Origin of the sequence: Plantibacter sp. T3 (assembly GCF_902506515.1) — a bacterium.
GTDB classification, from domain to species: Bacteria; Actinomycetota; Actinomycetes; order Actinomycetales; family Microbacteriaceae; genus Plantibacter; species Plantibacter auratus.
This window is the reverse complement of sequence record NZ_LR733286.1, coordinates 1,586,940-1,610,255: the sequence shown is the minus strand read 5'-3', so window position 1 is coordinate 1,610,255 and position 23,316 is coordinate 1,586,940. Positions and strand designations below refer to the sequence as shown.

At 70.4% G+C, this 23,316-nt stretch carries 20 protein-coding genes; 9 read left to right on the top strand and 11 right to left on the bottom strand.

Going from position 1 to position 23,316, the window contains the following annotated elements; all coding sequences use genetic code 11:
• The first annotated feature begins 213 nt into the window (after positions 1-213).
• Together GV015_RS07795 and GV015_RS07790 are read left to right on the top strand one after the other, a co-directional pair.
• Complete coding sequence (locus GV015_RS07795; protein ID WP_079706219.1) at positions 214-684, top strand: adenylyltransferase/cytidyltransferase family protein; 471 nt, start codon at positions 214-216, stop codon at positions 682-684.
• 103 nt (positions 685-787) lie between these two features.
• Positions 788-1,510 carry a polysaccharide deacetylase family protein gene (locus GV015_RS07790; RefSeq protein WP_159877775.1) on the top strand — a complete coding sequence of 241 codons (723 nt, stop codon included), beginning with the start codon at positions 788-790 and terminating at the stop codon, positions 1,508-1,510.
• 85 nt (positions 1,511-1,595) lie between these two features.
• Here the strand turns inward: GV015_RS07790 and pip are convergent, their stop codons facing one another.
• From pip to recQ, 4 genes are all read right to left on the bottom strand, one after another.
• Positions 1,596-2,555 carry a prolyl aminopeptidase gene (gene pip / locus GV015_RS07785; RefSeq protein WP_159877773.1) on the bottom strand — a complete coding sequence of 320 codons (960 nt, stop codon included), beginning with the start codon at positions 2,553-2,555 and terminating at the stop codon, positions 1,596-1,598.
• 65 nt (positions 2,556-2,620) lie between these two features.
• Positions 2,621-3,508 carry a neutral zinc metallopeptidase gene (locus tag GV015_RS07780; protein WP_086474588.1) on the bottom strand — a complete coding sequence of 296 codons (888 nt, stop codon included), beginning with the start codon at positions 3,506-3,508 and terminating at the stop codon, positions 2,621-2,623.
• A gap of 90 nt (positions 3,509-3,598) precedes the next feature.
• Entirely contained in the window at positions 3,599-5,680 is a 2,082-nt protein-coding gene (locus GV015_RS07775) for an acyl-CoA dehydrogenase (protein WP_159877771.1), read from the bottom strand.
• A gap of 161 nt (positions 5,681-5,841) precedes the next feature.
• Complete coding sequence (gene recQ, locus GV015_RS07770) at positions 5,842-7,845, bottom strand: DNA helicase RecQ (protein ID WP_159877769.1); 2,004 nt, start codon at positions 7,843-7,845, stop codon at positions 5,842-5,844.
• Between the two features lie 208 nt (positions 7,846-8,053).
• On the opposite strand from recQ, the gene GV015_RS07765 reads away from it, so the two are divergent.
• Positions 8,054-8,710, top strand: coding sequence for a fasciclin domain-containing protein (locus GV015_RS07765; RefSeq protein ID WP_079705110.1), 657 nt, complete (start codon positions 8,054-8,056; stop codon positions 8,708-8,710).
• 508 nt (positions 8,711-9,218) lie between these two features.
• Here GV015_RS07765 and GV015_RS07760 read toward each other — a convergent pair.
• From GV015_RS07760 to GV015_RS07740, 5 genes are all read right to left on the bottom strand, one after another.
• On the bottom strand, positions 9,219-9,875 hold the full coding sequence (locus GV015_RS07760) for a copper resistance CopC family protein (protein ID WP_159877767.1): 657 nt from the start codon (positions 9,873-9,875) through the stop codon (positions 9,219-9,221).
• On the bottom strand, positions 9,875-10,642 hold the full coding sequence (locus tag GV015_RS07755; RefSeq protein ID WP_124768700.1) for a YcnI family protein: 768 nt from the start codon (positions 10,640-10,642) through the stop codon (positions 9,875-9,877). The genes GV015_RS07760 and GV015_RS07755 overlap by 1 nt, the downstream gene beginning before the upstream one ends.
• Before the next feature lie 143 nt (positions 10,643-10,785).
• The gene (locus GV015_RS07750; protein ID WP_159877765.1) at positions 10,786-11,400 is read right to left on the bottom strand and encodes a hypothetical protein; all 615 of its coding nucleotides are present in this window, start codon (positions 11,398-11,400) and stop codon (positions 10,786-10,788) included.
• 146 nt (positions 11,401-11,546) lie between these two features.
• On the bottom strand, positions 11,547-11,990 hold the full coding sequence (locus tag GV015_RS07745) for a DUF3592 domain-containing protein (protein ID WP_159877764.1): 444 nt from the start codon (positions 11,988-11,990) through the stop codon (positions 11,547-11,549).
• Positions 11,991-12,037: 47 nt separating this feature from the next.
• Complete coding sequence (locus GV015_RS07740; RefSeq protein ID WP_159877762.1) at positions 12,038-13,156, bottom strand: AI-2E family transporter; 1,119 nt, start codon at positions 13,154-13,156, stop codon at positions 12,038-12,040.
• A gap of 118 nt (positions 13,157-13,274) precedes the next feature.
• Between GV015_RS07740 and GV015_RS07735 the strand changes: the two genes are divergently transcribed.
• The 5 genes from GV015_RS07735 to GV015_RS07715 all read left to right on the top strand — a co-directional run bounded on the left by GV015_RS07735 (position 13,275) and on the right by GV015_RS07715 (position 18,635).
• Complete coding sequence (locus GV015_RS07735) at positions 13,275-14,225, top strand: pirin family protein (RefSeq protein ID WP_159877760.1); 951 nt, start codon at positions 13,275-13,277, stop codon at positions 14,223-14,225.
• Between the two features lie 113 nt (positions 14,226-14,338).
• Positions 14,339-14,920, top strand: a complete 582-nt coding sequence (locus GV015_RS07730) for an ECF transporter S component (protein WP_079705103.1) — start codon at positions 14,339-14,341, stop codon at positions 14,918-14,920.
• Positions 14,921-16,669, top strand: coding sequence for an ABC transporter ATP-binding protein (locus tag GV015_RS07725; protein WP_159877758.1), 1,749 nt, complete (start codon positions 14,921-14,923; stop codon positions 16,667-16,669).
• Positions 16,666-17,496 carry an energy-coupling factor transporter transmembrane protein EcfT gene (locus GV015_RS07720; RefSeq protein ID WP_159877756.1) on the top strand — a complete coding sequence of 277 codons (831 nt, stop codon included), beginning with the start codon at positions 16,666-16,668 and terminating at the stop codon, positions 17,494-17,496. Before GV015_RS07725 ends, GV015_RS07720 begins: the two co-directional genes overlap by 4 nt.
• Positions 17,497-17,543: 47 nt before the next feature.
• A complete protein-coding gene (locus tag GV015_RS07715) occupies positions 17,544-18,635 on the top strand; it encodes an Rv2578c family radical SAM protein (RefSeq protein ID WP_159877754.1) in 1,092 nt (363 codons plus the stop codon).
• A gap of 9 nt (positions 18,636-18,644) precedes the next feature.
• Here GV015_RS07715 and GV015_RS07710 read toward each other — a convergent pair whose 3' ends face one another.
• Entirely contained in the window at positions 18,645-19,067 is a 423-nt protein-coding gene (locus GV015_RS07710; protein ID WP_159877752.1) for a GNAT family acetyltransferase, read from the bottom strand.
• 99 nt (positions 19,068-19,166) lie between these two features.
• On the opposite strand from GV015_RS07710, the gene GV015_RS07705 reads away from it, so the two are divergent.
• Positions 19,167-20,684: a carboxylesterase/lipase family protein gene (locus GV015_RS07705; RefSeq protein ID WP_159877750.1), complete on the top strand. Its 1,518-nt coding sequence runs from the start codon at positions 19,167-19,169 to the stop codon at positions 20,682-20,684.
• Between the two features lie 56 nt (positions 20,685-20,740).
• Here GV015_RS07705 and GV015_RS07700 read toward each other — a convergent pair whose 3' ends face one another.
• Positions 20,741-23,149, bottom strand: a complete 2,409-nt coding sequence (locus GV015_RS07700; RefSeq protein WP_159877748.1) for a DEAD/DEAH box helicase — start codon at positions 23,147-23,149, stop codon at positions 20,741-20,743.
• Between the last annotated feature and the right edge of the window lie 167 nt (positions 23,150-23,316).

Sequence of the window (23,316 nt, the reverse complement as noted above, 5' to 3'; positions counted from 1 at the left end):
CGGACACCGGACCAGGATAGCCGGATGCTCTCGCCGGACCACTCGGTGAACGCGAAACCCCATCAGCCCCGTCCGGGTGCCACTCGAAAGTGGACTCGGCAAGCGCTGATGACCCTCATAGGCTCGCAAGAGGCCCGATGGATGTGCCGAATGCCGGAGTCGATCCCGACGGCCCCGTGCGCACACCACCACGAGCATGCCAGGGGGCAGACCATGACGGATCGCAGTGCAGTCGGACGCGTCGGCTACGCAGCAGGCGCCTTCGACCTCTTCCACGTCGGGCACCTGAACATCCTCCGTCACGCCAAGAGCGCGTGCGACTACCTCATCGCCGGGGTCGTCTCGGACGAGCTGCTGCGCACCCGAAAGCGCATCGAGCCCATCGTCCCGCTGACCGAGCGTCTCGAGATCGTCCGCCACATCGGCTTCGTCGACGAGGCCGTCGAGGAGACCTGGGAGGACAAGCTCCAGGCGTGGGAAGCGCTCCGGTTCGACATCTTCTTCAAGGGCGACGACTGGCGCGGGACCGCCGAGGGCCTCCGGCTCGAGGCGGAGTTCGCCAAGGTCGGCGTCGAGGTCGTCTACTTCCCGTACACGATGAGCACCTCGAGCACGGCACTCCGCCGTGCACTCGCCCAGCTCGAGGAGCAGCGCGAGCTCGACACGACGCTCGTCCAGGCCTGACACCCGCCGCACCCCTGCGCCCGTTCCGCCGCCGCGGCCTCGCTCCCGTTCGCCACGACAGCGAGGTACTGTTGGACGGATCGACTCACAGGGCGGTGGACACATGACGAAGGCTCGGCAGGCGCTGCTCGCACGCCTCACCGGTTCGCTGCCCGTCCACGGCTCGATCGTCGGTGTCGCGACCGAGGAGCGCACGGTCGTCATGACCTACGGTGACGGTCCGAGCCCCGACGGCACGCCAGGCGTCCTCGACGCCCTCGCCGAGGCAGGCGCGACCGCGACGTTCTTCGTCCTCGTCGGCCGCGCGCGGAAGCACCCCGAGCTCCTCGAACGCATCATCGCCGGTGGGCACGAACTCGCGCTGCACGGCGACGACCACGTGCGCCTCACCGACTTCTCCGAGGAGGCGGCCTATCGGCGGACCCTCGCGGCCAAGCAGGAGCTCGAACAATTGAGCGGCCAGCCGATCGAGTGGTTCCGGCCACCCTACGGCGCGCAGAGCATCGAGACCTGGCAGGCCGTCAAACGAGCCGGCCTGCAGACGGTGCTGTGGACGGCGACCGCCTGGGACGTCAAGGACGTCGGCGAGCACGAGCGCGTCGCCCACGCCGTCCGGCACTGCCACCAGGGCTCGATCCTGCTCGCCCACGACGGCTTCGCCGGCCCGGCCGACGGCGTCGACGACGGCCCGGAACCCGAGGTCGACCGCGGCGCGCTCGCTGCCGAGCTGCTGAGTGGTTTCGCCCGCGAGGGCCTCGTCGGCCGCTCGCTCGGCGAGGCCCTGCGGGTGGGCAAGGCCGTCCGCCGGGCACGCTTCACGGAGTGATCACCCCCGGTCCCTGAACCGACTCCGGTCCCTGAGCCGACCCCGGTCCCTGAGCCTGTCGAAGGGCGTCCAGGTCCGGCCACCCTCAGTCCTTCGCGAAGCGGTCCGTCGCGTCGATGAGCGCCGACAGAATGCCCGGCTCGTCGAAGGCGTGCCCCGCGTCGGGGACGATCGTGAAGTCCGCCTCCGGCCACGCCCGGTGCAGGTCCCAGGCGGTGAAGACCGGGGTGCACATGTCGTAGCGGCCCTGGACGATCACGCCGGGCACCCCGGCGAGCTTGCCGGCGTCGCGGATGAGCTGGTCGGGTTCGAACCAGCCCTTGTTCGTGAAGAAGTGGTTCTCGATGCGCGCGAACGCCACCGCGAAGTGCGGGTCGGTGAACCGCGCGACGGTCTCCTCCTGCGGGAGCAGGGTGATCGTCGAGGACTCCCACCGCGACCAGGCGACGGCCGCCGGCCCGTGGACGGCCGGGTCCTCGTCGAACAGGCGCCGGTGGTAGGCCTCGATGAGGTGACGGCGTTCGCCGACCGGGATCGGCTCGAGGTAGCCCTCCCACAGGTCGGGGAAGACCGCGGAGGCACCACCCTCGTAGAACCAGTCGAGCTCGGCGTCGCGCAGCGTGAAGATGCCTCGGAGCACGAGCTCGGTGACACGCTTCGTGTGTTTCTGCGCATACGCGAGCGCGAGCGTCGAGCCCCAGGACCCGCCGAACACCATCCAGCGCTTGATCTTCAGCGCCTTCCGGAGGACCTCGAGGTCGGCGACGAGGTGCCAGGTGGTGTTCGTCGACAGGTCGGCCGCGGGGTCGCTCGCGTGCGGGGTGCTCTTGCCGCAGCCGCGCTGGTCGACGAGGACGATGCGGTAGCGCTTCGGGTCGAAGAGTCGACGGTGGATGGGGCTCGTCGCGCCGCCCGGGCCGCCGTGGAGGAACACGACGGGCTTGCCGTCGGGGTTGCCGGAGGTCTCCCAGTACAGCGACTGCCCGTCGCCGACGTCGAGCATGCCGGTCTCGTACGGCTCGATCTCGGGATACGGCTCACCCATACGGTCCACTTCCTCCTGTGTTCACGACACGTGTCTCATCTAGCATGCCGCACCCGGCACGCCGGTCAGAGCTGGTCGGCCGACACCGAGAAGGTGTCGCACGCGGACGGACCGGACTGGTAGCCGGTCATGAACCAGCGCTGCCGCTGCTCGGCCGAACCGTGGGTCCACGCCTCGGGGTTCACCTGGCCGGTCGCGGCCTCCTGGATGCGGTCGTCACCGACGGCCGCCGCGGCGCTCAGCGCGTCGTCGATCTCCTGCTGGGTCACGGGCTTCAGGAAGGCGACCCCCTTCGCATCCTCGGTGTCCGATGCCGCGGCGACCCAGGCACCGGCGAAGCAGTCGGCCTGGACCTCGATGCGCACGGAGTCGGAGGCCGGACCCGTACCGCTGCGGTCGGCGCGGTCCATGATGCCAGTGAGCGCCTGGATGTGGTGACCCCACTCGTGGGCGACGACGTACATCTCGGCGAGCGGTCCGCCGGAAGCGCCGAAGCGGTCGCGCAGTTCGGCATAGAAGCTGGTGTCGATGTAGATGGTCTGGTCCGGCGGGCAGTAGAACGGGCCGGTGGCGCTCGTGGCGGCACCGCAACCCGTGTTCGTCTGCTGGTCGAAGATGATGAAGTCGGCTGGCGAGGTGTAGTCGACGCCGAGCGCGGGTAGCTCCTCGGCCCAGTAGGCGTCGAGCGACGAGTAGGCACCGCCCATGCGGCAGTCGACGTTCGCGTTCGCGTCGGCACCGGTCTGGCATTCGTCGGAGAGCTGGCTCTCCTCCTGCTGGCCCCCGCCGATGCCGCCGCCGCCGAGGATGCCCGACACGTCGACCCCCAGGAACTGGGAGATGAGGGCGATCACGATGACACCGACCGCGCCGCCACCGACGGCGATGCCGGTCGTGCGGCCCCGTCGCTTGACCTTGTTCCCGCTGATGTCGGCGTTGTCGTTGAACGTCATGTCGGCACCCTACCGCTCAGCGCGAGGTGAGGCATATCGTCGCCGGACCCTTGCGCGGACGACGATGTGCCTCCCGTCAACCGCGCGTGGTCAGCGGGACTTCTTCGTGAGCGTCTTCTCGTCGACGGGCGCGTCGCCCGAGGCACGGAGCTCGGCGAAGTAGTCGGCGGCCTCCTGCTGGCGCTGCGCCTCCTGGCCGGTCGCGATGGGTGCGCGCACATGCTCGGGGGCGAAGCCGAACGCTTCGACGAGGTCGAGGGCGTGCGGACGCAAGCGGGCGATGAGGCGGTCGACGTAGGCGCTGACGGCCTGACCGCGCTGCGGGGAGAGGCGCCCGTGGATGAGGTACCAGGCAAGGTGCTTCTCGATGAGCGAGAGCCCGAAGAGGTCGTGCACCCAGGTCAGCACCTGCTTGGTGCCGGGGTCCTGGATCTGCTCGACACCCTCGGTGAACGCCTCCCACTGGAGGAGCTCGCCATGAGCGCGCGCCGCCTCGATGAGCTCGTTCTGGTGCGCGTTGAACAGGTCGGACGCGGCCTGCTTGGAGAGCTTGTTCGCTCCGCGCAGCTTCGTCGCGACCTCGGCGATCATCGACTCGACGCGCTCGGTCAGCAGCTCGCGCTGGACGTTCGTGTCGCGCAGCTGGCTCACCGAGCGTGCGGTGGACCCGAAGTCCTTCACGGTCTGCGCGAGGCTCCGGAGTCCACTGCTGTGCACGGCGCGGTCGGTCGCCTGCTCCACGACGTAGCGGGCGAGCGCACCGGCGTCGACCTTCGCGAACTTCCGGCTGTAGTCGGTGAGGAGGCGCTTGGCGACGAGCTGCAGCAGCACGTTGTTGTCGCCCTCGAACGTCGCGTAGACGTCGAGGTCGGCGCGCAGGCCGGTGAGGCGGTTCTCTGCGAGGAAGCCGTTGCCACCGCACGCCTCGCGCGCCTCCTGGAGCGTGTCGAGCGCGTGCCAGGTCGACAGCGGCTTGAGGGCCGCCGCGAGGGTCTCGAGGTCCTGACGGTCGTCGTCCGAGTCGGCCTTGCCGCTGAAGACCTCGTCGAACTTCACGAGCAGCCGGTCGTGGGCGAAGATCTGCGCGTACGTCGTCGCGAGGCGCGGCAGGAGCCGGCGCTGGTGGCGCTGGTAGTCGAGGATGACCTCCTCCTGGGTGTCGCTGCCCGCGTTGAACTGCCGACGCTCACTGCCGTAGGTGATCGCGATCTGCAGGGCGAGGGCGGAGGCCGACGTCGCGGCTCCGTCGAGGGACACCCGGCCCTGGACGAGCGTGCCGAGCATGGTGAAGAAGCGACGCCCGGGGCTCTTGATGGGCGAGGAGTAGGTGCCGTCCTCGGCGACGTCGCCGTAGCGGTTGAGGAGGTTGGTGCGCGGCACGCGGACGCCGGTGAAGTGCAGCCGGCCGTTGTCGATGCCGTTGAGCCCGCCCTTCAGGCCGTCGTCCTCGCCGCCGATCCCGGGCAGGAATGCGCCCTCGTCGTCGCGGATGGGCACGTAGAAGCAGTGCACGCCGTGGTTCACACCGTTCGTGATGAGCTGCGCGAACAGGGTCGCCGCCTTGCCGTGCACGGCCGCGTTGCCGAGGTAGTCCTTCCACGCCGCGCGGAACGGGGTGTCGATGACGAACTCCTGGGTCTCCGGGTCGTAGGTCGCGGTCGTCGCGATCGAGGCGACGTCGGAGCCGTGACCGGACTCCGTCATCGCGAAGGCACCGGGGACGTCGAGGTTCATCGCGCCGGGCAGGAACGCGTCGTGGTGCGGCTCGGTGCCGAGGTGCAGGATTGCCGCACCGAAGAGGCCCCACTGGACACCGGACTTGATCTGGAGAGACGGGTCGGCGAGGAGGAGCTCCTCGAACCCGGCGATGTTGCCGCCGTGGTCGTCGGCGCCGCCGAGGCGCGTCGGGAACGCCTTGAGCACCTGGCCGTTCTCGACGAGGAGCTTCAGCTGGTGGAAGACGCGGTCGCGGTGGTCGTCCATCGACTGGCCCTCGATGCGCTGCATCTCCGGCTTCGCGGCGAGCGCGCGAGACGCGAGACGCGCCTCCGGCCAGGTGCCGAGCAGCTGGTGCGCGAGCGCCGGGACGTCGATCCGCGCGTCGGACGGCGCCACCTCGACCGTCGCTGCCGTGGTACCGCTGACGCTCGTCCGGATCGCTGTATCGACCATCGCTGTGTCCTGCCTTTCACCCATGAAAACCTCCCACAATGGTAGGACTGTCATAACGATGGGTGAAAGCGCCTGTGGGATGTGGACAAGGGCCCGCCCGATCGTCGTCGATCGACTTGGTCCTCCCCCACAGCTGTCGCAGCTCGCTCCCAGGAGCGGCGTCAGGCGTTGGCGGCGACGACCTCGATGAGCGCCTGCCCGTAGGCGTCGAGCTTCTTCGCACCGATGCCGCTGATGCCGTCGAGCGCACCGAGCGAGTCGGGCTTCGCCGTCGCGACCTCGCGCAGCGTCGCGTCGCCGAAGACGATGTAGGCGGGGACGCCCTGCTCCTTCGCCACCCCGGCGCGCCAGGCACGCAGGGCCTGGAACAACTCGGCCGCGGCCGGCTCGAGCTCGGCGTTCGCGCTCGACGAGCGCGAGGACGACCTCGACGAGGAGCGGGCGGCACGTTCCGGCTCGCGACGCATGGCCACCGGTCGGTTCCCTGCGAGCACCTCGGCGCTCCCGTCGGTGAGGCCGAGCGTGCCGTACTCGCCGACGGTGGCCAGGAGGTCGCGTGCGAGCAGCTGACGGACGACGCCGCGCCACTCCTGGTCGCTGAGGTCCTCGCCGATGCCGAAGGTCGCGAGTTCGTCGTGCCGCTGCTGGGCGACGCGGTCGGTCCGCTTGCCGCGAAGGATGTCGATGATCTGCCCAGCGCCGAAGGACTGGTTGCGCTCGCGCTTCAGGCGCACGATCGTCGAGAGGAGTTTCTGCGCCGGCACGGTGCCGTCCCAGGTGACCGGGGGTTCGAGACAGGTGTCGCAGTTGCCGCACGGCGTGGAGGGCTGACCGAAGTAGCGCAGCAGGTTGACCCGGCGGCAGTCGACGGTCTCGCAGAGGGCCAGCATCGCGTCGAGGTGGGCGCTGAGGTTGCGCTGGTGCGCGAGGTCGCCCGGTGATTCCGCGATCATGCGCCGCTGCTGGACGACGTCCTGCAGGCCGTAGGCGAGCCAGGCGATCGACGGCTCGCCGTCGCGCCCCGCACGGCCGGTCTCCTGGTAGTAGCCTTCGACGCTCTTCGGGAGGTCGACGTGGGCGACGAAGCGGACGTCCGGCTTGTCGATCCCCATGCCGAAGGCGATGGTCGCGACGACCACGACGCCGTCCTCGCGGAGGAAGCGTGACTGCGCAGCCGCTCGAACGGAGGCGTCGAGTCCGGCGTGGTACGCCACGGCGTCCACCCCGTTGTCGCGCAGGAGCTGCGCCGTCTGCTCCACCGTCTTGCGGCTGAGGCAGTAGACGATCCCGGCGGTGCCGGCCGGCTGTTCCTTCACGAACGCGACGAGCTGCTTGCGGACCTCGTTCTTGCCGACGATCCGGTACTGGATGTTCGGGCGGTCGAAGCTCGAGACGAAGTGCTTCGCCTCGCCGAGATGGAGCCGCTGCGTGATCTCCTGGTGCGTCGCGTCGGTGGCGGTCGCGGTGAGCGCGATGCGCGGGACGTCGGGCCAGCGTTCGGCGAGCTCGCCGAGCATGAGGTAGTCGGGGCGGAAGTCGTGCCCCCACTGCGACACACAGTGCGCCTCGTCGATCGCGAGCAGGGCGATGGTGCCCTGGCCGAGGAACCGCCGGGTCGCCTCGGAGCTCAGGCGCTCGGGCGCGACGTAGAGGAGGTCGAGCTCGCCGGCGAGGTAGGCCTGTTCGACCCGCGAACGCTCAGCGGGATCCTGCGTCGAGTTGAGGAACGCGGCACGGACGCCGACGGCGAGGAGTGCGTCGACCTGGTCCTGCATGAGCGCGATGAGCGGGGAGACGACGATGCCGGTGCCCGGTCGGAGCAGGGCGGGGATCTGGTAGCAGAGGCTCTTGCCCCCACCCGTCGGCATGAGGACGACCGCGTCGCCGCCACCGGCGACCTGCTCGATGATCTGCTGCTGCTCGCCGCGGAACGCGTCGTACCCGAAGACGGTGTGGAGTGCCTCCTGCGCCGTGGCGAACTTCTGGCCGGCCGCACGGGCAGCCACCGGAGCCGCTGCGGGCGGAGCGCCTGGAGCGGACGCGACCGCTCCACTCCCCCACGCGACACCACCGCCGAGGTACGCGTCGTCGGGCGGTGGGGCGTCGAAGTCGTCGGGAGCGTCCGCGTCGTCCGGGATCCAGTCGGGTTCGGTGCTCCAGCTCATCCGTCGATCGTAGCCGCAGCAGCTGACACCCCGGTGCCCCTCCACAGGAACGGATCCGAAGAATTTCGCTCCTCTTAATGCGCGACCCCGTCCGACACGCGATCGGATCTTTTTCCAAACCACCCCCGTGGGGGCTCCGAAGTGTCATCGAGGGCCGGTTCTGAGAGGCACTCGACAACCGGTCCAAACCTCATCAAAGGAGAATCACATGCGTACCATCAAGCGAAACCACATGGCAGTGCTCGCACTCGCCGCCGTCGCGACCTTCGGCCTCGCAGCCTGTTCCAGCGGCTCCAGCTCCGACAGCGGTTCCTCGATGGAGCCGAGCTCCGCTCCCACCGAGTCGATGGCTGCAGACCCCGCAGCGGACCTCGTCGGCTCGGGCTGCGCCGCCTACGCTGACGCCGTCCCGGACGGTGCTGGCTCCGTCGCCGGCATGTCGGCCGACCCGGTCGCCGTCGCCGCGTCCAACAACCCGCTGCTGACCACGCTCACCGCTGCGGTCTCCGGCCAGCTGAACCCCGACGTCAACCTCGTCGACACGCTGAACGGCTCCGAGTTCACCGTCTTCGCCCCGGTCGACGACGCGTTCAAGAAGATCGACGCCGCGACGATCGACAGCCTCAAGACGCCTGAGGGCGCTGCGACGCTGACCTCGATCCTCACGTACCACGTGATCCCCGGCCAGATCGCTCCGTCCGACATCGACGGTGAGCAGACCACCGTCGAGGGTGGAACCGTCAAGGTCGAGGGCTCGGGTGACAACATCACCGTCAACGGTGCCAAGGTCATCTGCGGTGGCGTCAAGACCGCCAACGCGACCGTGTACCTCATCGACTCGGTGCTGATGCCGCCGGCAAAGTAGCCGACCGCGGGTTCACCCGCACGCTACACCGGTAACAACGGAACAGCCCCGTCATCCTCTCCAGGATGGCGGGGCTGTTCCGTTGTGTCGGGACCGGAACCCGCTCGCCCGATCCTCCCCCGGTCACTGAGCCTGTCGAAGTGCCCACGAAGCACCTCGCCATCCGAGGACACCATCGACCGGACCGCCCTTCGACAAGCTCAGGGACCGAAGCGTGTCACCTCCCCCGGTCACTGAGCCTGTCGAAGTGCCCACGAAGCACCTCGCCATCCGAGGACACCATCGACCGGACCGCCCTTCGACAAGCTCAGGGACCGAAGCGAGTGACCTCCCCCGGTCACTGAGCCTGTCGAAGTGCCCACGAAGCAGCTCGCCATCCGAGGACACCATCGACCGGACTGCCCTTCGACAAGCTCAGGGACCGGGCGGGGTGGCGCTCAGAGAACGCACCGCGGTGCCGGCCCAGGGACCGGACGGGGTGTCGCTCAGGGACCGGAACGGGTGCGGCTCAGGGCGCGGAGGTGTCCGTGCCCTGGTCGTCCGAGGTCGGCTCCGGCTTCCGCCGGGTCACGAGCAGCACGCCGATGCCGGCGATGAGGACGACGCCGATCGCGCCGACGATCCACCACACATCGCCACTGAGCCCGCCGGAGGACGACTCAGGCTCGACGCCACCCGCCTCCGACGAGGGCTCGACCGTGGAGGCACCGCTCGTCGCGCACGCGGGCTTCGCACTCCCCGCGGCGAGTTCCTGGCCCTCGGCCGGCGCCCACTCGAAGGTGTAGCTGCCCGACAGCGGGTGGCCGTCGGTCGAGACGAGCTGCCAGACGACGGTGTACTCACCCGCTTCACCGAGCTGCAGCGGCATGACGAGCGCAGGGCCGTTCACGGCTGCGCACGCGGTGCCGTAGTAGAGCCGCTCGTCGCCGGGACCGGTCACCTGGATCTGGTTGGACTGGCCGGCTTCCCCGAGGTCGAGCAGGTTGTCGTTCGTCGTGATGACGAGTTGCTCCGGCTGTTCGGTGATCGTCGAGCCCTCGGCCGGCGTCGTCGAGATGATGCTGTTGTGCGCTGAGGCCGGCTGGGCCACGGCGAGCACCGCCGCGACCGCGAGGAACGCGGTCGCAGCGGTGCCGACGAGACGGCGACGACGGGAGACCGTCATCAGGCCTGGCGCTTCGCGTCGGACGCTGCGCGGCGTGCGGAGGCAGCGATGACGATGCCGGCGGCACCGACGACGAGACCGGCGATGCCGAGCACGCGGCCCAGCACGTCGGTGGTGCCGGCGTCGGTCGAGGCAGCGGCCTCGGTGTGGTCGCCGTCACCGTCGTCGTCCATGGCGGCACCACCGTGGTGGTCGCCGGCCTCGGCAGCGGTCACGACCACGACCGGCGCCGGTGACTCGAGGTCGTCCTCGGTCTGACCGTCCTTCGCGACGTCGGTCCAGTCGGTCTGACCGACCTCGCACGTCTGCGTCACGGGGAAGACGAGCGTCTTGCCCTCGGCGTCGGCCGGCAGCTGGACCTGGAAGGAGACGGTGTCGCGGTAGCCGTCGGCGAGCGGCGTCTTGGCCGTGTAGACGACCGTGCCGACGCGCTCGGCGAGCTGCTCACCGTGACTGTCGGTGATGGGCTTCGCGAGCGGGGCCATCTGCTTGTCGATGGTCCAGTTCGGGTTGACCGTCGGCGTCACGGCGTTGATCTCCTCGGGGATCTCGAAGGAGAGGCTCGTCGTGGGCGAGCCGTCGCAGCCGTGACCGACGGCGAAGCTCAGCACCGTGTAGGAGCCGGCGGCCGTGGAGGTCGGCGTGACGCTGACGTGGGCGCTGGCGGCGAGCGGTGCGCCGACCGCGAGGAGCGCTCCGGCGCCGATGGCGATGGCACCGAGCACGGCGGGCTTGCGGAAGGTCGGGCGGGGGGTGGTTGCGTTCATGATCGTCCTGTCGACTGATCCGCACGGCGTCGAGCGTGCGGAAAGGGGATGGTCACGCCGGATGGCGCGCCGAAGGGTGCTGCTGCGCTGCGGCCGACCCGGCCCCGCACGGCACCCGTCCCGGTCGGAGGGTGGTGCGTCGGTCAGGCGGCGGCGAGAGCCGGCGGACCGCGGTGTCGCAGGTGGAGCAGGACCACCCCGAGGTTGCGCGGACGACGGTTGACCCGGACCCAGCGCACCCGACGGGGCGCGGGGACGAGGTGCGTCGGTGCCGCACGGCGGGCGAGGATCCGGACGGTCAGCGCGGCGAGCGCTGCGAGCGTCGCGCGTTCCGCGAACAGGATGGCTGCGATGGTCGCGACGGCCGCGACGAGGTGCGCCGCCCACATCGTGGTGTCGCCGTGGGTGTGCGCCGCGGTGACGCCGCCGGTCGCGAGTTCGACGACCCCGTGCCGGTGCCAGTCGGCGGGGCCGGTCGCACTGCCGGATGCGACCGTGGCGCTGACGGTGCTCGGGACGAGGGTGAAGAGCGCGTGGTAGCCGAGCTGACTCACGAGCACGGAGGCGACGACCCCGAGTGCGGTGATGCGGCGGCCGGCGAGGAGGACGCAGACCAGGACGGCGAAGGTGCCACCGACCAGGAGGACGAACGCGGACGGCGCGGCGGCCCCGCCGATCGTGTGCGAGAGGGCGGCGGCGAAGGTGGCGAACGCGGCTGCGGCGGTGCCGCGGGCGACACGGGCCCACCGTTCCGTCATGCGATGCCTCCGGGAGAGCGAGCGGACCAGGTGTCGACGCTCGTGCACAGAGCCTACCCGAGCGTCGCCCTTCGACAGGCTCAGGGACCAGGGAGCGGGTGCTCAGGGACCGGGGAGGGGGTGGTCAGGCACCAGGGAGCGGGCGCTCAGGCCCCGGTGTCGGCGACGAACAGCAGCACGATCGAGGCGATGGAGCAGACGACGCCGATGCCGAAGGTCACGCCGAAGAGCAGGCGGAGTGCTCTCGTGTGATCGGCCGTCCGGCGGAAGCGTGCGCGCGACGGTTCCCGGCGGGCGTAGAAGACGTTCGGCTCCTCGGGGTCGCGCAGGGCGTCGAACTCCGCATCCGTGACGGGTCGTGAGTACAGCTCGGCCGCCTCGGTCATCCAGCGGACCTCGCGCCCCGGACCTCGATCGACGTCCCCGCCGCCCGCGTCCTCCGGCAGGTCCACGATGACCCCGTGCGTCTCCACCCAGCTGCCGTCCGCGGCCCGCGCGATGAGCATGACGAGCAGCACGACGACGGCGCTGCCGAAGCCGATCCAGGTGAAGACCTCGAAGACGAGGCCGAGGAGATCGTGGGGGTCCACGATCACATGCTATCCGGCGGGCGGACCCACGATCCTGACGGGCTCCCTCAGACGGACTCGGGTCGCTTCTGCCGCATGGGCTCGGCCGGCTGGTCCGGACCGTTCCAGACGCCGATGATGCCCCAGGCGACCGCCGCGATCGGGACGGCGAGGACCGCGCCGACGATGCCGCCGAGGATGGTGCCGGCGGTCAGGGCGAGGAGGACGACGAGGGCGTGCAGCTTGAGCGAGCGTGCCATGACGACGGGCTGGAGGAAGTTGCCCTCGAGCTGGTTCACGAGCACGACGATGCCGACGACGATGAGGGCGGCGCCCGGACCGTTGGCGACGAGCGCGACGAGGGCCGCGAGGACGCCGGCGGCGGTCGCACCGACGATCGGGATGAAGGCGGTCAGGAACACGATGACGCTGAGCGGCAGGGCGAGCGGGACCCCGATGATCGCGAGGCCGATGCCGATGCCGATCGCGTCGACGGCCGCGATCGTCGCGGTGCCGCGCACGTACCCGCCGAGGGTGTCCACCGTCTTGCCGCCGATGCGCTTGGCACGGTCGTACGCGGTTCCGGTGAAGGGGCGGAGCAGGAACTCCCAGAGCCGCGGCCCGTCCTTGAGGAAGAAGAACAGGACGACGACCATGAGCACCAGGCCGGTGAGGAAGCTCGCCGTCGCGGAGACACCAGCGAGCGCCCCGCTGCCGAACTGGCTCGAGGTGAGGAAGTCGACCGCGGTCTGCTTGGCGTCCTCGATCTGCTTCTCGTCGATGTCGAACGGCAGGGTGCCGAGCCAGTCCTGCAGCTGCCCGAAGCCCTTCGAGGCGGAGTCGACGAGGTCGTCCCACTGGCTGCGAACGGCCCAGACGATGAGCCATCCGATGCCGCCGAGGACGACGAGGATCGAGACGAGGGCGATCCAGGTGGCGAGGATCGAGGGGAGCCCCTTCGACCGCATCCACCGCATGAGCGGGTAGATCGCCGAGGCGAGGATGAGTGCGATGACGACGGGGATCATCACGAGGGAGAGCTGGGTCAGCGCGAAGACGATCAGCGCGGCGACCGCGACGATGGCCAGCGTCTGGATGCTCCGGGTCGCGAACGTGCCGATGCGGTCGTGCCAGAGTCCCCGGGCGAGCGGCTCCGGTGCGTCCTCATGCTTGTCGAACAGGCCCATGGGATCCCCAATCTCGGCAGCGGCGGAGCCGGACGGGCCCCGCGCCCAGTCAACCACGTCGGTGCGGGCCGAGGTCAGGCCGAGCGGGAGTAGCGTTGTCCGTGATAAGGAGGCGCTCATGACGAGACTCGACGCCGACCCGGTCCCCAGCGTCTGCCACGCACCCGACGGATCCGGAACGAGACTCCTCGAGGCCCGCGAGGTCCCCCTCGGCGGCGTCCGCGGCTTGAGCGTCCATCGCACCCTCCCGCAGCGCGAGCTGCCGATGATCGGCGCCTGGTGCTTCCTCGACCGCTTCGACGAGGACCGGTCGCTGATGCGCGTCCTGCCGCATCCGCACACCGGCCTGCAGACCGTGACCTGGCCGCTCGTCGGCGACATCCGCCACCGCGACAGCGTGGGCAGCGACGTGGTCGTCCGCCCGGGCGAGCTCAACCTCATGACGAGCGGTCGGGGCGTGTCGCACTCCGAGTTCTCGGTGGGCGAGGAGGCGGCCGCCATGCACGGCCTCCAGCTGTGGGTGGCGCTGCCGGAGACCGCCGCCTCGGTGCCGGCGGCGTTCGAGCAGCACACGGACCTGCCCGTCCACCGCGCTCCGGGCTTGGAGGCGACCGTCCTCGTCGGCACCCTGGGCGGGGTGACGTCGACCGCGACCGTCCATTCGCCCCTGCTCGGTGCCGACGTGACACTTGAGGCCGACACCGTCGTCGAGGTGCCGGTGGATCCGTCCTTCGAGCACGGCGTCCTCGTGATCGACGGGGTACTCGAGGTCGGCGGCGTCGAACTCGGCTCCGGCCCGTTGCTCTACCTGGCGCCCGGGTGCGATCGCCTCGAGCTCCGGAGCGCGACCGGTGCCCGCTTCGTGCTCCTCGGAGGGACGCCGTTCCCGGAGGAGCTGGTCATGTGGTGGAACTTCGTCGGTCGCAGCCATGAGGACATCGAGTCCGCCCGGGAGGACTGGGAGGCGGGGTCGCCGCGCTTCGGGTCGGTCGCCGGCCACGGCACGGACCGCATCCCTGCGCCGCCCTTGCCGAACGTCCGTCTGACCCCGCGCCGACGCTCGATCTGATCGCCCGGACGGGGCGCTCGGGACCCCGTTCCGAGCGGTGTCGGTCGGCATCTCGACGGGCTGATAAAGGATAGGCTGTCCTCAGGAGATCGGCTGCTCGTGAAGGTGGGCTCATGCAACGTCTGAGTACGCGACTGCTGCTGACCTGCGCCGCCATCGGCGTCGGCGGCGGCCTCGTCTTCGTCGTCTCCGGGTATGTCGGCGGCACGATCTCCGCGACCGCCCCCGTGCTCTACGGCCTCATCATCGGCGTGTACTTCCTGCCGGGCGTCGTCTCGCAGGCGCTCCTCCGACGTGGTGGCGTGGCCCTCATGACCGGGCTCACCGCCGGCCTCGTCTCAGCGGCGTTCAGCCCGCAGTGGTTCTTCCGGTACTTCGGCACCGGCCTCGCGATCGGGCTCCTGCAGGAGATCCCCTTCGCCGTGTCGCGTTACCGCGTCTGGAGGGCCTGGGTCTTCTACCTGGCAGCGGGCATCGCCGGACTCGTCTTCGGCGGCTCCGTGCTCGTCGTCCTCGGGATCGAGCATTTCGCACCCCTCGCCCAGACGGTCTACATCGCGCTCTTCGTCCTCAGCCCGATCGCCTTCACCGCGCTCGGGCGGGCGGTCGCAGCAGCCCTCGCGAGAGCCGGTGTGGGGCGGTCCATCGCGAAACCCCTGCAGCGCGACCGCGGCTCGGCCGGCACGCGGGCCTGAGTGGACCCCGTACCGCCGACGCACCCCGCCACCGTCGTCCGGCGGGTGCGCATCCGCCACGACGAGCGTGAGGAGTGGACCCCGGACGACGTGTCGTTCCAGGTCGCACCCGGTGAGGTTGTCCTCCTGCTCGGGCCGAGCGGCTCGGGGAAGTCGACGCTCGCGCTGGCCCTCAACGGCCTCGTCCCCCACGCCGTCCCGGCCGAGTTCGAGGGTGCTGTGGTCACCGGCGGGCTCGACACGGCCACCTCGACGGTCGCGCAGTTGAGCGAGCACGTGGCGATGGTGTTCCAGGACCCCGACGCGCAGATCGTCACCGGAACGGTCCTCGACGAGGTGTGCTTCGGCCCGGAGAACCTCCTGCTCCCCGTCGAGGAGGTGCTGTCCCGCGCCGAGCGCGCGCTCCGGCAGGTCGGGCTCTGGGAGCGCCGGGCTGAGAACCCCGACCGACTCTCAGGCGGAGGCCGACAGCGACTCGCGATCGCCTGCGCCCTGGCCATGGGGAGCGACCTCCTCGTCCTCGACGAGCCGACGGCGAACCTCGATCCGGTCGGGATCGAGGAGGTCTACGCCGCCCTCCGTTCACTCGTCTCCGGACCCGACGGCGTCGGGAAGCGGCACGCGATCCTGCTCGTCGAGCACAACCTCGACGCCGCCATCGACCTCGTCGACCGGGTCGTCGTCCTCGATCGCGACGGGCGGCTCGCCTTCGACGGCCCGACCCGCGACGTCCTGCTCGGACACCTCGACGAACTCCTCGCGATGGGTGTCTGGCTCCCGGTCGCGACGCTCGCGGCCCTGCGACTGCGGTCGGCCAGTGTCGCGTTGCCGGACCTCCCCCTGACACCCGCCGAGCTGACCGCCGCACTCGACGCGACCGCACTGCCGACGCCGCCGACAGCACCCGTCGCCCCGGTCACCGCAGAGCGGTCGGTGGCGGTCCGCGTCGACCGGCTCAGCGTCGAACGCGGTCGCGGCCGCCGGCGCACCCCGATCCTCCACGAGGTGAGCCTCGAGGTCGGGACGGGCGACTTCCTCGCGGTGATCGGGACGAACGGTGCCGGCAAGACGACGCTGCTCCAGGCGATCGCCGGGGTGGTCCGGCCTCCCCGCGGCCGCATCGACGTCGGCGGGATCGACCCGGGGCGCAGCGACGTCCGGACGATCGCGGCACACATCGGCTTCGTCTTCCAGAACCCCGAGCACCAGTTCATCGCTCACACCGTCCACGACGAACTCGCGCACGGCCTGCGGATCCGGGGCGTCGACGACGCCGAGATCGAGCGGCGCGTCGACGACCTGCTGCGGCGGTTCGGCCTGGAATCCGCACGCGACGTGCACCCGTTCCTGCTGTCCGGCGGCCAGAAGCGACGGCTGTCCGTCGGGAGCGCCCTCATCGCCGGAGCTCCGGTGCTCGCGCTCGACGAACCGACCTTCGGTCAGGACCGGGCGCGGGCGAACGAGCTCCTGGACCTCCTCGCCGGACTCAACGCGCAGGGCACCACGGTCCTCGTCGTGACCCACGACCTCCAGCTCGTCGCCGATCACGCGAGTCACGTCGCGGTGATGGCCGGCGGTCGCCTGCTCGCCCACGACACGACCGCCGCGGTCCTCGGCGACGACGAGCTCCTGCGCCGCGCGGGGCTCCGCCCACCACCGCTCGCCCAGGCGATGCGCTCGCTGGTGAACCACCCCGACTGGCGGCTCCTGTCGAGACTCGACGACCTGCCCGGGGCGGCCGCCCGATGAGCGCCACGACGATCGACCCGTACGCCTCGAGCACGGCACCGGCCGGTCGATTCCTGTACCGGTTGAACCCGCTCGCGAAGCTCGGCGCTCCGCTCCCGGTGATGATCCTGCTCGCGTTCACGAGGGACCCCGTCACGCCGGCGCTCTTCATCGCCCTCGCGGTCGTGGTCATCCTCGTCGGGGCCCGACTCACGCGGACGGTCGCCCTCCTGCTCTTCGTGGCGCTGCCGCTGCTCGTCTCGATCATGTCGTTCAGCTTCGGCCTGTGGACCGACCCGAGCCGCGTCGACCAGTCCGTCCTGCTGTTCCAGGTCGGCGACTACCGGTTCTTCCTCGGGGCGCTGCTCGTCGGCCTCGCAACGGCACTGCGACTCGCGGCCCTCCTCCTCCTCGCCTGCATCGGCGGCCTCACCTCGACCGGTCCTGAGTTCGTGCGCGCGATGATCCAGCAGCTGCACGTGCCCTACCGGATCGGGTACACGGCGCTCGCCGCCTACCGGTTCGTGCCGCGGTTCGGGCACGAGCTGGAGGTCATCCGTTCCGCCCACCGGGTCCGCGGCATGGCCGAGGGTCGCGGACCGATCGCCGCCGTCCGCCGGGCCGCCGGCACCGTCGTGCCGCTGCTGGCCGGTGCCATCCGTCACGCGGAGCGGGTCGCGCTCGCCATGGACTCCCGCGCGTTCGGCGCCCATCCGCAGCGGACGGAGCGGACCCGCATCCCGTTCCGCACCCGAGACTGGTGCTTCATGGTCGCCTTCTGGCTCGTGAGCGCCGCTCTCCTGTGGTGGAGCCTCACCGCCGGTCCGGGTCCCGTCATCCGGAACTGATCGTCCGGAGTCACCCGCAGCACTCGAACGTATGTTCTAATGGAGGCATGCGGTGGAGCGGACAGGAACTCGGGGTTGAGACGACGTCGGCGCTGCCGGGCCTCGCGAAGCTGAACAACCTCGTGCGCAGCGTCCAGACGCCCGAGTTCGCCGGGATCACCTTCCACGAGGTGCTCGCGAAGTCCGCACTCAACCGCGTGCCCGGCCAGTCCGTGATGCCGTTCGGGTGGACCATCAACCCCTATCGGGGCTGCTCCCATGCCTGCGTGTACTGCTTCGCCCGACCGACGCATTCGTACCTGGACCTCGATGCCGGGAAGGACTTCGACTCGCAGCTCATCGTCAAGGTGAACGTCGCCGAGGTCCTCGAGAAGGAGCTCGCGAAGGCGAGCTGGGGCAGGCACCCGGTGGCACTCGGCACGAACACCGACCCGTACCAGCGCGCCGAGGGCAAGTACCGGCTCATGCCGGGGATCATCAAGGCCCTCGCCGACTCGGGAACACCGTTCTCGATCCTGACGAAGGGCACGCTGCTTCGGCGCGACCTGCCCCTCCTGGCCGAGGTCGCTCAGCGCGTACCGGTCGACCTCGCGATGTCGATCGCCATCTACGACGACGAGCTCCAGCAGTCGATCGAACCCGGCACCCCGACGGCGGCGGCCAGACTCGCGACCGTCCGCGCGGCTGCCGACCTCGGCTTCGACGTCGGGGTCTTCATGATGCCGATCCTCCCCTACCTGACCGACACCGTCGACCACCTCGACCTCGCCCTGTCGCGCATCCGCGAGGCCGGCGCGAGCACCGTCCTCTTCTCGACCCTGTACCTGAAGGCCGGCGTCAAACCCTGGTTCATGCAGTGGCTGTCGCGGGAGCACCCCGAGCTCGTCGACCGCTACACCTCGATGTACGCCGACGGCGCCTACGCCCCGAAGGAGTACCGGAAGTGGCTGGCGGCGCGCATCCGCCCGATGATCCGCGAGCACGGGCTCGAGCGCGGCACCGAAGACCCCGCCACCGGGGGTGTCCGCTCGTCGGCGCTCGGCATGCTGCGCGACGGGTACGGCGAGCGGGCCGAGCTGCGCAAGCGGGCCCCTGAGTTCGTCACGACCGGCCTGCAGGTCCAGCCGACCCTGTTCTGACCGAGAGCGTCAGGCGTCGGGGATGAGCCGCTTGCTGAGCAGCGCGACCTCGTCGGTGCCGTACCCGAGCGCCTCGTAGAACCCGATCACCCGGTCGTTGCCCGTCCGGACCATGAGGTTGATCTTCGGGCACCCGAGTCCGATGAGCAGGCGCTCGGCCTCGGCCATGAGCTCCCGACCGAGTCCACCACCCTGCTGCGCCGGTGACACGGCCAGGTAGTGCACCCATCCGCGGTGGCCGTCGTACCCCACCATCGCGGTGCCGACGACGGCACCGTCGGCATCCGCCCCGACGAGGAACAGCTCGGGCTGCGTCGTCAACTTGCGCTCGATGTCCTTCGCCGGATCGTTCCACGGTCGGGTGAGACCGACGATGCTCCACAGGGCGATGACGGCGTCGGTGTCGGCTGGGGTGAACGGACGGATCTGCATCGTTCCAGTCTTCCGCACCCGTCTCCCGTCCGATGCACAGGCACGCGTACGACCGCCGTCGATACAGTTGGTCACCCGAGCATCGACGAACGGACGCGTATGAGCATCGACCCTGGGCTGGAACCGGCCGCCGACGACACCCGGTCGGACGACCAGCCCACGCCGATCACCGTCGACACCGGCAGCGGCCCGGTCACCGGACGCAGCGCAGACGGTGTCTCAAATTTCCTCGGCATCCCGTATGCGGCGGCGCCGTTCGGCGACGACCGGTTCCGCCTCCCCCAGCCGGTCGAACCCTGGGACGAGCCGCGGGACGCGACCCGGCCCGGCGCCACCGCCCCGCAGGCCCCGTATGCCGGCGCGGTCGGCGACCTCCTCTCCACGGTGACCGTGCCGGGGAACGAGATCCTCAACGTCAACGTGTGGACACCGACCGAGCCGTCGACCGCCCTGCGCCCGGTGATGGTCTGGATCCACGGAGGCTCGTTCGTCCACGGCTCCAACGCGCTCGACGCCTACGACGGCACCGCATTCGCTCGCGACGGCGTCGTCCTCGTCTCCGTCAACTACCGTCTCGGTTCCGAGGGGTTCTCGGTGCTCGACGACGTCCCGCTGAACCTCGGCATCGCCGACCAACTGGCGGCCCTGACCTGGGTCCAGGACGAGATCGCCCGGTTCGGCGGCGACCCCGACAACGTCACCGTGTTCGGCGAGTCCGCGGGCGGCGCCTCGGTGGCGACGCTCCTCACCCACCCGGACGCTCCAGCCGTGATGCGCCGGGCGATCATCCAGAGCGGGCCACTGGAGGCGCAGACGCGCGAGCGGGCGGGCCGCATCTCGAAGCTCATGGCGAAGGATCTGGGGGTCCCCACCACCCGAGCAGGCTTCCGACGTGTTCCACCGGAGGGGCTCGTGGCCGCGCAGGAGCGGGCCATGGCGGGCGGCAACCCGCTGAACGGCGGCGCCGGCTTCGCGGTCGCGACGGCCGCACCACTCGTACCGGACAGTCCGTTCGACGCGTTGCTCGCCGGACGGGCGGCCGGCATCCCCATCCTCATCGGCAGCACGACGGAGGAGTACCGACTGTGGTTCGTTCCGACGGGACTCCTCCCGACGATCAAACGCATCCATCTGCTCGCCGCACGCCTCAAGCTCGGGATCCCCGCGGCGACGGTCCGCACCTTCCGACGGAACCGTCCGAGGGCCTCGACCGGGGAGATCCTCGGCGCGATGGCGACGGACGTCCTGTTGCGCGTGCCACTCAACCGGGTCGCCGACGCGCGTGCAACCGCGGGTGCGGACACGTGGGTGTATGAGTTCGCTTGGCGGAGCCCCGTCGGCGAGGACGGGCACGGTGCCCTCGGAGCCGCCCACGCGATGGAGATCGGCTTCGTCTTCGACCACCTCGACTCCCCGGAGGCCGTCCGGATGGCCGGCCCCTCGGCCCCGCAGTCGCTCGCGACCGCGATGCACGACGCCTGGGTCGCGTTCGCGAAGGCGGGCGACCCGGGCTGGCAGCGTTGGGACGCCACCCGTCCGGTCCGGACCTTCGACGGGGTCGACGACGCCGTCGTCCTCGCGCCGCGCGACGACGAGCGGGCGGCCCTCACCCCCTGACACGCGAGAACGCCCGCCGCGCGTGAGCTCGGCGGGCGTTCCTGATGCGGTGCGGACTACGCGGTGGCGATGTCCTCGACGAGCTGGTCGCCGGGGGCGGCGTCGTCGAACGCGGCCTCGATCTCAGCGCGGTCGAGCAGTTCGGTCATCCGGCGGCGACGGGCCTTGGGGATGATCGTGACGACGCGACCGATCTTGCCGGCACGGCCGGTGCGGCCGGCACGGTGCAGGTACGTCTTGTACTCGTCCGGGGCGTCGGCCTGCACGACGAGCGTGATGTCGTCGACGTGGATGCCGCGGGCGGCGACGTCGGTGGCGACGAGCACGTTGACCCGACCCGAGGTGAGCTTCTCCAGGTTGCGCGTGCGGCGCGCCTGGTTGAGGTCGCCGTGGAGCGAGACGGCGGGGATACCCGCCATGCCGAGCTGCTCCGCGAGACGCTCGGCGTACGCCCGGGTGCGGGCGAACACGAGGGTCTTCTCGGTGCGGTTGACGAGCTCCTCGATGAGGCGGTCCTTGCCCTTGTGCTCCACCACCAGCACGCGGTGGTCGATCGTGGAGGACGCCTGGTCCTCACCGGCGACCTCGTGCACCGACGGGTTCGGGAGGAACTCGTTGACGAGGGCTGCGACACCCTTGTCCAGGGTGGCGGAGAAGAGGAGCTTCTGGCCGTCGGGCGCGGTGCGACGCAGGATGCGCTGCACGGGCTCGAGGAAGCCGAGGTCGCACATGTGGTCGGCCTCGTCGAGGACGGTCACCGTGACCTGCGAGAGGTCGAGGCGACCCTGCTCGATGAGGTCCTCGATGCGACCGGGCGTACCGACGATGATGTCGACGCCGCGCTGCAGTGCGCCGACCTGGCGACCCTGCGGGACACCGCCGTAGATCTGCGTGGTGAAGAGGCCGACGGCGCGCGCGATGGGCTGCACGGTGCGGTCGATCTGCAGGGCGAGCTCACGCGTCGGGGCGAGGATGAGGGCGCGGGGCTTGCGACCCGGCTTGCGGTTCTTGCCGCCACCGTTCTCCATGAGCTTCTCGACGAGCGGCGCACCGAAGGCGATGGTCTTCCCGGAGCCGGTGCGGCCACGGCCGAGTACGTCGCGGCCCGCGATGACGTCCGGGATGGTCGCCGCCTGGATCGGGAACGGGCTGTCGGCGCCGAGCTCGGCGAGGGCACGGACGATGTTGCCGCCGAGGCCGAGGCTCTCGAAGGTCACACCCTCGACGTCGCCGGCCTGGATCGCGTCGGCCTCGAGGCGCTCGAGCACCACGTCGTCCTGGGGCGTGTAGGAGCCGGCGTCGCGCTTCGGGTAGTAGTCGCTGCCACGGCCGGCGTCGGACGCGCCGCGGTCGTCGAACGAGCGCTTCGGGCGGTCGTCGAAGGACCGCTTGGGGCGGTCGTCGTACGAACGCGCGGGGCGGTCCTCGAAGGAACGCTTGGGACGGTCGTCGTACGAACGCGCGGGGCGGTCGGTGCGGTTCGCCTGACGCGGGTCACCCTGACGGGCCGGGCGGTCACCGTAGGACGGACGCTCGGTCCGCTCGCCACGGTTGTACGCGGGACGCTCGGTGCGGTCACCGTACGAGGGACGCTCCGTGCGCTCACCCCGGTTGTAGGCCGGACGCTCGTTGCGGTCGCCACCACGGTTGTACGCGGGACGGTCGTTCCGGTCGCCGTACGAGGGACGCTCCGTGCGCTCACCCCGGTTGTACGCAGGACGCTCGGTGCGGTCGCCACCACGGTTCGAGGCCGGGCGGTCGTTCCGGTCGCCGTACGAGGGACGCTCGGACCGCTCACCCCGGTTGTACGCAGGACGCTCGTTGCGGTCGCCACCACGGTTCGAGGCCGGGCGGTCGTTCCGGTCGCCGTACGAGGGACGCTCGGACCGCTCACCACGGTTGTAGGCAGGACGCTCGTTCCGGTCACCGTAGGAGGGACGCTCGGTCCGCTCGCCGCGGTTGTACGACGGGCGCTCATTGCGGTCACCGTACGAAGGACGCTCGGACCGCTCACCACGGTTGTACGCGGGACGCTCATTCCGGTCGCCACCACGGTTGTACGCAGGACGCTCGTTGCGGTCGCCGTACGAAGGACGCTCAGTCCGCTCACCACGGTTGTACGCAGGACGCTCATTGCGGTCGCCACCACGGTTGTGCGCGGGACGCTCGTTGCGGTCGCCACCACGGTTGTACGCGGGACGCTCGTTGCGGTCGCCGCGGGGTGCGCGGTCGCCGCGCTCCTCCGACTCGAAGCGGGCGGCGCGCTCGGCACGCTCGTCTGCGTTCCAGCGAGACTTCTGCGGCGCTCCACCGGCGTCGGGACGGTAGCCGCGGTGGCCTTCGCTCTTGCTGCCGGACTTCGCGCCGGGGCGTGAGCCGAAGGGCCGCTTGTTCTCGCCGTACTTGGACTTGGGGTCGAAGTTCTTGGCCGGGCGTTTGCCGGCGGGGGTGTTGTTCTTGGGCATGGAGAAATGCTTTCCGGGTTATAACTCGTTCGCATGAACAACCTGCATGACTCACACAGCGCCATCCGAAATCTCGGCTGCGCTGCGGCATGCTCATACCCGGGCGATCACTGGCCGGGGCCGTCCACATCATGTGTGTGTTCGCGGAGTTCTCTCCGACGAAACCG